This is a genomic window from Thermoflexus sp. (assembly GCF_042408365.1).
GTDB lineage: Bacteria > Chloroflexota > Anaerolineae > Thermoflexales > Thermoflexaceae > Thermoflexus.
Map to the genome: position 1 here is coordinate 1 of NZ_JBHOQJ010000243.1, position 11,020 is coordinate 11,020.

At 64.3% G+C, this 11,020-nt stretch carries 13 protein-coding genes and 1 tRNA gene; all 14 read left to right on the forward strand.

All coding sequences use genetic code 11. The features are described from left to right. Positions 1 to 337 precede the first annotated feature (337 nt). The 14 genes from ACFMO5_RS11250 to ACFMO5_RS11315 all read left to right on the forward strand — a co-directional run bounded on the left by ACFMO5_RS11250 (position 338) and on the right by ACFMO5_RS11315 (position 10,887). The gene (locus ACFMO5_RS11250; protein ID WP_376792846.1) at positions 338 to 637 is read left to right on the forward strand and encodes a tetratricopeptide repeat protein; all 300 of its coding nucleotides are present in this window, start codon (positions 338 to 340) and stop codon (positions 635 to 637) included. Further along, complete coding sequence (locus tag ACFMO5_RS11255) at positions 624 to 1,604, forward strand: uroporphyrinogen decarboxylase family protein (RefSeq protein ID WP_376792847.1); 981 nt, start codon at positions 624 to 626, stop codon at positions 1,602 to 1,604. The genes ACFMO5_RS11250 and ACFMO5_RS11255 overlap by 14 nt, the downstream gene beginning before the upstream one ends. A 167-nt stretch (positions 1,605 to 1,771) precedes the next feature. Beyond that, the gene (gene nrfH, locus ACFMO5_RS11260; protein WP_376792848.1) at positions 1,772 to 2,257 is read left to right on the forward strand and encodes a cytochrome c nitrite reductase small subunit; all 486 of its coding nucleotides are present in this window, start codon (positions 1,772 to 1,774) and stop codon (positions 2,255 to 2,257) included. 3 nt (positions 2,258 to 2,260) lie between these two features. Further along, positions 2,261 to 3,583 carry an ammonia-forming cytochrome c nitrite reductase subunit c552 gene (locus ACFMO5_RS11265; RefSeq protein ID WP_376792849.1) on the forward strand — a complete coding sequence of 441 codons (1,323 nt, stop codon included), beginning with the start codon at positions 2,261 to 2,263 and terminating at the stop codon, positions 3,581 to 3,583. Between the two features lie 289 nt (positions 3,584 to 3,872). Then, positions 3,873 to 4,481 carry an imidazole glycerol phosphate synthase subunit HisH gene (gene hisH, locus ACFMO5_RS11270; RefSeq protein WP_376792850.1) on the forward strand — a complete coding sequence of 203 codons (609 nt, stop codon included), beginning with the start codon at positions 3,873 to 3,875 and terminating at the stop codon, positions 4,479 to 4,481. A gap of 60 nt (positions 4,482 to 4,541) precedes the next feature. Further along, positions 4,542 to 5,318, forward strand: a complete 777-nt coding sequence (locus ACFMO5_RS11275) for a HisA/HisF-related TIM barrel protein (RefSeq protein ID WP_376792851.1) — start codon at positions 4,542 to 4,544, stop codon at positions 5,316 to 5,318. After that, on the forward strand, positions 5,287 to 5,697 hold the full coding sequence (locus tag ACFMO5_RS11280; protein ID WP_376792852.1) for a nucleotidyltransferase domain-containing protein: 411 nt from the start codon (positions 5,287 to 5,289) through the stop codon (positions 5,695 to 5,697). Before ACFMO5_RS11275 ends, ACFMO5_RS11280 begins: the two co-directional genes overlap by 32 nt. After that, positions 5,694 to 6,128: a DUF86 domain-containing protein gene (locus tag ACFMO5_RS11285; RefSeq protein WP_376792853.1), complete on the forward strand. Its 435-nt coding sequence runs from the start codon at positions 5,694 to 5,696 to the stop codon at positions 6,126 to 6,128. Before ACFMO5_RS11280 ends, ACFMO5_RS11285 begins: the two co-directional genes overlap by 4 nt. Before the next feature lie 13 nt (positions 6,129 to 6,141). Further along, positions 6,142 to 6,903, forward strand: coding sequence for an imidazole glycerol phosphate synthase subunit HisF (gene hisF, locus ACFMO5_RS11290; RefSeq protein WP_376792854.1), 762 nt, complete (start codon positions 6,142 to 6,144; stop codon positions 6,901 to 6,903). A gap of 103 nt (positions 6,904 to 7,006) precedes the next feature. Continuing rightward, a complete protein-coding gene (locus ACFMO5_RS11295) occupies positions 7,007 to 7,729 on the forward strand; it encodes a queuosine precursor transporter (RefSeq protein WP_376792855.1) in 723 nt (240 codons plus the stop codon). Further along, positions 7,686 to 8,327 carry a bifunctional phosphoribosyl-AMP cyclohydrolase/phosphoribosyl-ATP diphosphatase HisIE gene (gene hisIE, locus ACFMO5_RS11300; protein ID WP_376792856.1) on the forward strand — a complete coding sequence of 214 codons (642 nt, stop codon included), beginning with the start codon at positions 7,686 to 7,688 and terminating at the stop codon, positions 8,325 to 8,327. The genes ACFMO5_RS11295 and hisIE overlap by 44 nt, the downstream gene beginning before the upstream one ends. 25 nt (positions 8,328 to 8,352) lie before the next feature. Then, positions 8,353 to 9,639 (forward strand): histidinol dehydrogenase, encoded by a 1,287-nt coding sequence (gene hisD, locus ACFMO5_RS11305; RefSeq protein ID WP_376792857.1) that lies wholly within the window; start codon positions 8,353 to 8,355, stop codon positions 9,637 to 9,639. 61 nt (positions 9,640 to 9,700) lie between these two features. Beyond that, positions 9,701 to 9,773: transfer RNA gene (locus ACFMO5_RS11310), tRNA-Lys, on the forward strand. 229 nt (positions 9,774 to 10,002) lie between these two features. Further along, complete coding sequence (locus ACFMO5_RS11315) at positions 10,003 to 10,887, forward strand: spermidine synthase (RefSeq protein WP_376792858.1); 885 nt, start codon at positions 10,003 to 10,005, stop codon at positions 10,885 to 10,887. Positions 10,888 to 11,020 lie beyond the last annotated feature (133 nt).

The window sequence follows — 11,020 nt, forward strand, 5'->3', positions numbered from 1 at the left end:
TTCCGATCTAAATTCCCCTCAGCTGTTCTGACACAACCGCCCATACGGATATCGGCGATTTCCTCCTGGGGGCTTGGGGGGCCGAGCCGAATGGGACCAGGCTGGATAGTCACTTAGGAAGAACGTGGCGGGCGCCTCGCCCCAATTCCACGCCTATCGGGTTATAATTCCTCAGGATGGACGTGTTGGTAATCCCTCCATTCGGTAGTGGCGACTTTCTCTTCGTGGGGCGCAGGCCCCCGAAGACGGCCTGCACCCCACGAGGCGATCAACTTCCCTCCTCCCTATGTGGGGATTGTTTCATCAACCGGCATCAAAAGTTGCGGAGGATCAGACGATGTCGGATGTTGCGGAGACCTACATTGACCTGGGCTGGGAGTTCCACGCGAAGAAGCAATACGATCAGGCCATCGAGCAGTTCCGCAAGGCCATTGAGATGGATGGGAACGCTGTGGATGCATACTATGGCCTGGGCCTCTCCTGTAAGGCGAAAGGCGAGAAGGAGATGGCTATCCAGGCTTTTGAGAAGGTGCTCGCCATGGCTCCTAAGCTGGAGGATCGAGCCAAAGCGCAGATCCTCTCCCGGCTCGCCCAGGCCCAGATCGAGATGCTGCGAGGCGCCGATGGAGAAGCGTGAGCGGGTCCGGGCAGCCATCCGCGGGGAGGCGGTGGATCGCCCCCCAGTGGCCCTCTGGCGTCACTTCCCCGTCGCGGATCAGGATCCCGCGGCCTTCGCCGAGGCGGTGATCGAGTTCCAGCGCCGCTTCGACTTCGATTTCGTGAAGATCACCCCGGCCTCCAGCTACTGCGTCCGGGATTGGGGCGTAGAGGATCGCTGGGCAGGCGATACGGAGGGAACCCGGCGCTATGTTCGATATCCCGTGCAGGACCCCAAGGATTGGGCCGCCCTTCCCCCCCTTGATCCGACCCGCGGGGCCTTACGGGACCACCTGGAAGCGGTCGCGCGGATCCGAAAGGCGCTTCCGGATGTCCCGGTGGTGGTGACCGTGTTCAGCCCCTTGGCCCAGGCGAAGAACCTCTGCGGGGCCGATCGATTGATGCTGCACCTGCGACGTTATCCGGAAGCCTTGGAGGCCGGCCTGCGGGTGATCGCCGAGAGCACCCGTCGTTTCGTCCACGCCGCCTTGGGGCTCGGGGTGGACGGGATCTTTTATGCGGTTCAGCACGCCTCTTACCAGCTGCTTTCCCCCGATGAATATCGGGCCTTCGGGCGCCCCTACGATCGGTTGATCCTGGAAGACGTCGCTGACGCCTGGCTGAATATCCTCCATCTGCACGGCGATGTGGTGATGTTTGACCTTTTCACGGATTATCCGGTGGCCGTTTGGAACTGGCATGACCGGGAGACGCCGCCCTCGCTTCGAGAGGGGAAAGAACAAGTTCCCGGGGCCGTGTTAGGAGGGCTTTCCCGGATTCAGGCCCTGGTGCTGGGCACGCCGGCCGATGTCGAAGCGGAGGCCCAGGAAGCGATGGCGCAGACCGGTGGGGAACGCTTCATTCTGGGCACCGGGTGTGTAGTTCCGATCCACGCGCCGGAGGTGAACCTGTACGCCGCCCGACGGTCCGTTGAGCGGATCCGTTAAGCCACAGCCTCCGGGGTCGACCGCGACTAACCGAGCGCGTTGATGCGCTTTTCACTACGCTGAGCCTAAAATATCAATCCGCTTATGTTGTGACATTTATCACTACTTGGGCGATTCGCTCTCCAGCCATACTTTAATTAGCCACCGGGCGCGGAGGTTATCCGTCCATGCGAATCGCCATCTATTGGGGGATCGGAGGGCTGGTCGGGCTCCTGATCGCGGCGGGGCTGGGCTGGCTGTTGCTGAACCCTCAAGGTCTGAGCGCCTATCTCACCGACCGGCCGGAGGCGTGCAACAACTGCCACGTGATGAACCCGGCCTACGAAGGCTGGTTCCATGCCCTCCACCGTCGGGCCGCCGTCTGCAATGACTGCCACACCCCGCATGAGTTTCCCGCCAAGTGGAGCGTTAAATTCCTCAAGGGGATTCAACACGTCTACTTCTACACCACCTATCAAATCCCTCCCCAGATCCGCGCCGATGCGATGACCCGCCGGATCGTCCAAGCGAACTGCGTTCGGTGCCATTTCAACACGGTTTCCACCCAAACCGGGTTGCTGGAGGGGGAGCGCTTCTGCTTCGATTGCCATCGCACGGTGGCCCACGGCGAACGGCGTTCCATCGCCTTCAGCCCCTTGATTGAGAGGAGGTAGCCTATGTTCCAGCGGATGCCCCCGCTCTGGTTACGCGTGGTCGGTTTTGTGCTCCTGGTGGGCGTTCTCGGCCTCGCGCTGGCCTTTCTGATCATCCAGATCCGGGGACCCCGTCTGGAGGTGGTCCGCCCGGTCACGATCCCGGAAGGGGAGACCAATCCAGCGGTTTGGGGGCTGGCTTTCCCCCGAGAATACCAAACTTGGCTTCGCACGAAGGAGGGGCGCAAAACCCTCTTCGCCGGCTCGATCCCGTACGACAAGCTGGAGGAGGACCCGCGGTTGAGGATCCTTTGGGAGGGCTACCCCTTTGCAGTCGAATATGGGGAAGATCGAGGACATGCCTACTCGGTGGAAGATGTCTTAAAGACCAAGCGCATCCAGGTCCTGGCGCAAAAGCGGGGCGGATCCGCTCCTGGCACCTGCTGGACCTGCAAGTCGGCGGATGTCCCGCGCTTGATGGAGGAGATGGGCCCGGCGAACTTCTATGCCACCCCCTTCGAACAGCTTCGAGAGCGGATCCAGCATCCGGTCTCCTGCGCCAACTGCCACGATCCGAAAACCATGGCGCCCACGATCAAACACGTAGCGCTCCAAGAGGCGCTGCAGAAGATGGGAAAGGACATCCGCAACCTCTCCCGCCAGGAGCTGCGCATCCTCACCTGTGCACAGTGCCACGTAGAGTACTATTTCGCGAGGGATCCCAAGGATTATCTGGTGTTTCCATGGGAGAAGGGAACGCGCTTTGAGGACATCGAGGCATATTACAACGAACGAAACTTCGCTGACTGGGTCCATCCTTCGACAGGTGCGCCGGTTGTGAAATTCCAGCACCCGGAATTTGAGCTCTACACCGCGAACTCCACCCATTACCTGGCCGGGGTGGCCTGCGTGGATTGTCACATGCCCTTCGTGATCGAGGGCGGGATCAAATACACTTCGCATCAAGCGGCCAGCCCGTGGTACCGGATGGAACAGGCGTGCGGGACGTGCCATCTGGACATCCCCTTCATCCGGAAGCGGGTGGAGATCATCCAGACCATCACCAAGGGGCTTCAGGACGCCGCGGAGGTCGCGCTGGTGGAAGCCATCGAGGCCCTGAAGGCCATCAAGGATAACCCCAACGCGGATCCCAAGCTGGGCGAGGAAGCCCGCACCTTGTTCCGCAAAGCCCACATGCGATGGGATTTCGTCAGCGCTGAGAACTCACTGGGCTTCCACAACCCCCAGGAGGCGATGCGGCTGCTGGCCGAGTCGATCAACTTCGCCCGTCAGGCCCAACTGAAGGCCATCCAGGCCCTTCAGCGCCCCCAGGCCCGCATCCCGTAAGCGCTCCCGCCAGGCCGACCGGGCGGGGGATGGGGAGTTCGCCCATCCCCCGCTTTCGGTCTTGCGGGCGAACGCGACCGTCTGCCGAACGCTTCCCCCCAGCGACGCCCTTCATCTCTTCTCCTAACGCCGCGAAGACGCCCCTACAGCCAGCCGCGTCCACCTGGCTGTCTGTCCCTAATCCCCCTGCAGATCTCCCAATCCCACGCGGCCGCGCTGATCCCCAGATGGTTCGCTAGGGATTTGGCGGGTAAAATATGGGGAAACTCTCGGTCCTACGAGAACGCCGATGACACGGGTGCTGGTGGTCGATTACGGGGTTGGGAACCTGGGCAACGTGGTCCGGGCGCTCCGGCGCCTCGGGGCGGAGGTGCGCCTGCGGGGACAGCCGGAGGACCTGGATTGGGCGGAGAGGGTCGTGTTGCCCGGCGTGGGCGCCTTCGGGGATGGGATGGCCGGATTACAGGAGCGCGGGTGGATCGATCCGCTGATAGCGGCTGCCGCCGCCGGGAAGCCGCTGCTGGGCATCTGCCTGGGGATGCAACTGCTCTTTGAGGAAAGCGAGGAAATGGGCTCGCATCGGGGCCTGGGGTTGCTCCGCGGCCGGGTCCGCCGCTTCCCTCCGGAAGCCGGCAAGGTGCCCCAGATCGGCTGGAACCGTCTGGAACCCGTGAGGAGCCATCCCTTGCTGCAGGGAGTCCCCAACGGCGCTTATGTGTATTTCGTGCACGGGTATTATTGTGAGCCAGAGGACCCCAGCGACGTGATCGCCACGACGGTCTATGGGATCCGTTACGCCTCCGTGGTCGCACGGGGATCCGTGATGGGGGTCCAATTCCACCCGGAGAAAAGCCATCGGGTGGGCGAGCAGATCCTGCGAAACTTCTTAAGCCTTTAATCCGAACGGGCAATGGAATCTCGACCGATCGCTCCCCGAGGGACAGGCGAAGGGAGGCCGATGGCGCTGGAGCTCATCCCCGCCCTGGATCTCCTCCGGGGCCAGGTCGTCCGATTGATCCAGGGAGACCCTCAGCGTCGCATCGTGTATCCGATCGATCCGGTGGACCAAGCCCTCCGATGGGCGGAGGAGGGCGCCCGCTGGCTCCACATCGTCTATCTGGACGGGGCCTTCGGGGTTGGGGAAACCAGCCTCGCCGGGATCGCCCGCATCGTTCGGGAAGCTCCGCTGGCGGTTCAGATGGGCGGTGGGCTGCGCACGCTGGAAGACCTGGCCCGGGCCTTCGATCTGGGGATCCAACGCGCGGTGGTGGGGACGATGGCCGTGCGGGACCCAGCCGCCTTCGAGGCGGCGCTCGCCCGCTTCGGGCCGGACCGGCTGGCGTTGGCGGTGGAGGTCCGGGAGGGGCGGCTGGCGGTCGCGGGATGGCAGGAGATGGCCGGGGACCCTCAGGCCTTCGCCCAGGAATGGGCCTCCCGGGGCGTGCGTTGGATCCTTTACACCAATGTGCTCCGGGATGGAACGCTGTCCGGCCCGGATCTGGAAGGAGCCGCTCGATTGGCTCAAACGGGTGGCGTTCGGGTTCTGCTCTCCGGGGGGATCGGAAGCCTAGCGCACATCGAGGAGATCCGGAAGGAGGCCTTCCCGGGCCTGGCCGGGGCGATCCTCGGACGAGCCCTTCTGGAGGGCCGTTTCACCCTGAAGGAAGCCCTTGCCTGCATGCGAGGGCACGAGCGGAGCGAACATGCGTCCTCGGAGCTTTCTTCCAGCGGATGAGCGGGAACGCCTGAGCGAGCGATTGCGCGCGCTGATCGAGGCGGAGGAAGGCGTTCTCTTCGCCACGATCTTCGGCTCTTTTCTGGAGCCGGATCTCCCCTTCGGCGATATCGATGTGGGGATCGGGCTGGCGCCCGGGGCCGATCCGGAGCGCTATGAGATCGACCGGGCGGCGGAGTGGACCGTCGCCCTGGGGTATCCGGTGGATGTGGTGGTGTTCGAGCGGGCACCCCTGGGCCTCCGGGTTCAGATCCTCAACGGCCGCCCGTTACTCATCCGGGATCCGGAGCAATATGTGGAGCTCTTGGAGCGGACCGGTTGGGAATGGATGCACTGGGAACCTTATGTCCGCCAATTCCTGAAGGAGTTGATTCCATGAGGCCCGATCCAGAGCGCGTGGCCCGACTCAGCGCTGAGATCCTCCAACGGCTGGAGAAGCTCTCTGTTTATACGCGCTCAGAGCTGGCGGACTTTCAGGCCGATGAACGCACGGTGCTGGCGGCCAAGATGCTGCTGGTGGAAGCCGTTGAAGGCGCCGCCGCGCTGTGCAACCACATCATGGCCCGTGTGTTTCGGGAAGCTCCCGGCGGTTTCATTCTCTGCTTCGAAGCGTTGGCCACCCGGTTGGGATGGGAGGAACCCTTTCGCCAACGTCTGCGACGGGTCGCCCGCTTCCGAAGCGAGCTCATCCATGAATATCGGGAGATCACCCCGGAGCAGGTCTATCGCGTGGCCCGGGAGGAGGCCCACGTGCTGGCAGAGATGGTCCGCCGTCTGAGGGAATGGCTTCAGACCCAGGAGGGGCTTTGAGGGTTGGGGGAAGATGCTGGCGAAACGGATCATCCCGTGTCTGGATATCCTGGCTGGCCAGGTTGCGAAGGGTGTGCGGTTCGTGGATCTGCGCGAGGCGGGCGATCCGGTCGCTCACGCCCGCTTTTACGAGGACGAGGGGGCCGACGAGCTGGTCTTCCTGGACATCACCGCCTCGTACGAGGATCGGGGGATCTTACTGGATGTGGTGCAGCGGGTAGCCGAGGTCCTCTCGATCCCCTTCACCGTCGGTGGAGGGATCCGGAGCGTGGAGGACTTCCGGACCCTGCTGCAGGCGGGGGCCGATAAGGTCAGCATCAACACCGCCGCCGTCCGGCAGCCCGCCCTGATCGCTGAAGCCGCCCGGCGGTTCGGCTCCCAATGCGTCGTGGTGGCCATCGACGCCAAGCGGGTCGGCCCAGAGCGGTGGGAGGTTTACATCCACGGCGGGCGGACGCCCACAGGGCTGGACGCGGTGGAATGGGCCCGGGAGGTCGAGCGGCGCGGGGCGGGGGAGATCCTGCTCACCAGCATCGACGCCGACGGCACCCAAGCCGGCTACGACCTGGAGCTCACCCGGGCGGTGGCCGAGGCCGTCCGCATCCCGGTGATCGCCTCGGGCGGGGCCGGCGCCCTTGAACACTTCGCTCAGGTGTTCACCGCCGGGAAGGCCGACGCCGCCCTGGCCGCCTCGGTCTTCCATTTCCGGCAGCTGCGCATCGCCGAGGTGAAGGCCTACCTGGCGGAGCGAGGGATCCCGGTGCGCCTGAGTTAAAGATCTCAGGGGAGATGGGTCGCCTTCAGCGATCCGCCTCCCCCGAATTCCCCGATGGCTGAATCGGACAACGCATCAGACTGCAGCGAGGAAGGAGGGCGCCATGACCCAACGATCCTATCGTTTCTTCGATTTAGTGATGGCCCTCTTCGTCACGGTGCTCATCGTCAGCAACATCGCCTCCTCCGCCAAGATCGTCGATTGGGGGGTCAGCCTCTTCGGCATCCGGTTGGCCTTCGATGCCGGGACGATCCTATTTCCCCTGAGTTATATCTTCGGCGACATCCTGACCGAGGTCTACGGCTACCGCCGCTCCCGTCGGGTCATTTGGACCGGCTTTGCGTGCTTGGCGTTGAGCGCCTTCGTCTTCTGGCTGGTTCGGATTTGGCCGGGGGATCCGGAGTGGGAGCGGTACGCCGGACAACGGGCCTATGAGGCCATCCTGGGGGGCATGAGCACCGGCGGCATCGTCTTGGCCAGCTTGCTGGGTTACTGGTCCGGGGAGTTCGCCAATTCCTTTGTCCTGGCCAAGATGAAGATCCTTACACGCGGCCGTTATCTGTGGACCCGCACCATCGGCAGCACGTTGGTCGGGCAGTTGGTGGACACGGGGGTCTTCGTGACCGTAGCCTCCCTCGCCGGGGTTTTCCCATGGACCGTTTTCGCGACCCTTGTCCTTACAAACTATCTCTTCAAGGTGGGTGTGGAAGTTGTGATGACTCCTGTGACGTACCTGGTTGTCGGTGCCCTCAAACGTCTGGAGCAGGAGGATTACTACGACTATGACACCCGTTTCAACCCCTTCCGATTGGAGCTGGGGATCTGAGCATACGGATCTGCGTCCGGCCATCGTTCAGGATGCCGTCACCGGCCGGGTGCTGATGTTGGGATGGATGAACCACGAGGCGCTCCAGCGCACCCGGGAAACCGGCCTGGTCCATTTTTGGAGCCGGTCCCGTGGGCGATTGTGGCAGAAAGGCGAGACCTCTGGGAACGTCCTGCGGGTGGTGGAGATCCGCTTGGACTGCGACGAGGATGCGGTGCTGGTGCAGGCGATCCCGGCCGGGCCCACCTGCCATACCGGCCGGGCCAGCTGCTTCCACCGCGAACCGGAAGGCGAGGAGACCCCTCCTCCCCCCGGCCAGATCCTCCATCGGCTGGAGGAGGTGGTGGCGGAACGCCGTCGGCATCCCGCGGAGGGCTCCTACACCGCCCAGCTTCTCGAGGCCGGGCTGGATGAGATCGTGAAAAAGATCGGCGAGGAGGCCATCGAGGTGATGCTGGCCCTGCGGCATCAATCGGACCAGCGATCGTTAGAGGAGGCGGCGGACCTCCTCTACATGCTGACCGTTGGGTTGGTGGCCCGGGGGCTGAGCTGGGATAGGGTTTTCGACCTCCTGGCCAAGCGCCGCGGGCTTCGATGAAATGCCCGAGGAGGGGGGAGAAGGCATGGAGATCTATCGCTGGGAACTCTTAGATCCGGAGCGGCGCCGGCGCCTGCTCATGCGGGCTCGAGCCGATCTCACCGAGGTCCTCCCTCAGGTGAAGGCCATTCTGGAGGACGTGCGACGGCGGGGCGACGTCGCGGTCGCGGATTACCTTCGACGCTTCGACGGGGTGGACTGGCCGCCGGAGCGCTGGCGGGTGAGCCGTGAGGCGATGGCCGCCGCCTGGGAGGAGCTCCGCCCCGAAGTCCGGGAAGCCCTCCGTCGGGAGGCCGAGGCGGTCCGTCGCTTCCACGAGGCCCAGCGGGAGCGACCGATCTGGCTGATCGAAATGGCCCCTGGGGTGATCGCCGGGCAGATCGTCCGCCCGCTGGACTCGGCCGGGCTGTACATCCCCGGCGGTCGAGCGGTTTACCCGACCATCGTTCACGCCCTGGGGATCCCCGCCTCGGTCGCCGGCGTGCGCCGCATCGTCGCCTGCACCCCTCCCGCCGGGCGCCAGCCCGCGGTCCTGGCGGCCGCAGACGGGGCTGGGGTAACGGATCTCTTTTTGGTGGGCGGGGTGGCGGCCATCGCGGCGATGGCTTACGGCACGGAGACGATCCCACGGGTGGATAAGATTGTGGGGCCGGGGAACCTTTATGTGCTGGCGGCCAAGGCGCTGGTGATGGGGGAAGTGGCCATCGACATGCTGGCCGGGCCGACGGAGGTGATCGTGCTGGCCGATGAAACCGCACGCCCGGACTGGGTGGCGGCGGAGCTGCTGGCCCAGGCCGAGCACGACCCTCAGACCTCGTGTCTCCTGGTCACCCCCGTGGAGACACTGGCCCGGGCGGTGCAGAAGGAGATCGAACGCCAGGGGCCTGCCCTCCCCCGCTGGGCCATCGCCCGTCAGGCGCTGGAGACCTACGGCGGGCTGATCGTGACCGCCGACATGGAGACCGCCATGGAAGTGTGCAACGCCTACGCGCCCGAGCACCTGGTCATCTACACCCGGGATCCTTGGGCGATCCTCCCCCACATCCGCCATGCCGGATCGGTGTTCCTGGGCCCGTGGTCCCCTGTGGCCGCGGGGGATTACGCCACCGGCACCAACAACACCCTGCCCACCGGCGGCTGGGCCCGGGTCGCTTCCTCCGTTTCTGTGGACACCTTTGTGAAGAAAATCGAGATTGAAGCGCTCACCGAGCAAGGTCTTCGACATCTGGCCCCGGTGATCACCACGCTGGCCGAGGTGGAAGGCTTCCATGCGCACGCCGCGTCCGTCCGCATCCGTCTGGAAGAGGGATAGGGATCATCAACGGGGGCGGGTTTGACAGGCCCTGGGGCCCAGGTTAGAATTTGGCATGAACGGGGCGGTAGCTCAACCGGCAGAGCAGCGGCCTTTTAAGCCGACGGTTGTGGGTTCGAGTCCCACCCGCCTCACTCGGAAAGGCCTTCTGCGATCAACCCATCGCGGAAGGCTTTTTAATTTAACGCGCCACACAGATGCGGGCGCTTCACGGCGGGTTTTCTTCTGAGGGCTTTGGGGGCAGCGCCGCGCACCGAGGGCGCTGCCCCCAAACGCATTTTGCATCCTCCTTTCCCATGGCCCTGCGGGCCGTGGGAAAGGAAAACCCGTCGCACCATCCGAATGGAACCCAGGAGGGAAAAGATGCCGCAGGGAGCACTCGCCGAGGAGCCGTTCGAGGGCATGCGGTTGACCTTCGCGGAGGAGAGCACCATCACGGCCGTCTATCAGGTCCGACGGGTCTTAGCTCACGAACGCAGCGCACTGCAGGAGATCGCCATCCTGGAGCTCGAGAACTGGGGCAAAGCCCTGGTCCTGGACGGCGTGATCCAGTTCACCCAGCGGGACGAGTTCTTCTATCACGAATCCCTCGTCCATCCGGCGATGATGGCCCATCCGAACCCGCGCCGTATCCTGGTGATCGGCGGTGGGGACGGCGGGGTGGCGCGCGAGGCGCTGCGCTATCCCACTGTGGAGGAGGTGACCGTCGTGGAGGTGGATGGCCGGGTGGTGGAGTTGTGCCGTCAATATATGCCGGAGTTCGCCTCCTCTTTCGACGATCCTCGGGTCCGCCTGATCATCGGAAACGGGCGGACGTTCCTGGAGGAACGGGGGGATCGCTACGACGTGATCCTCCTGGACTCCAACGATCCGCTGGCCGAGCTGGCCCGCAGCTTGTTCGATCCGGTCTTCTTCCGCTTGTGCGCAGAGCACCTGACCGATGAGGGGCTCCTGGCCTTGCACCTTTCTGAATCGCTGTTCCGAGAAGGATACCTGGGCTACGAGGCGCCGATGGTGCGGGGGGCATTGAGCGGGCTCTTCCGCTACGTGGAGACCATCCCCATGCCCTACTCCACATATCCCTGCAACTGGTGGAGCTTCATCGTCTGCTCCAAAGGGCTGGATCCCAAGGTCGTGCGCAATCCCCATCCGTATCGGGGCCGCTACTATGATCCCAGTTATCACGCGTGGCTGTTCGCGCCCCTTCCCTTCATCGATCGATTGGAGGAGCTGAAGGGGACGTTTTAGGCTCGGAGCGTGAACATCCCTGCTGGATGCGCGCCACGGGCGGCCGGGGCGCTTCAGCGGACCAGAGGCGAAACGCCAGGAGACAGGCCTCCTTCTCATTGTTCATGGGATTCGGGGCGGGCGGGGGGCCCAA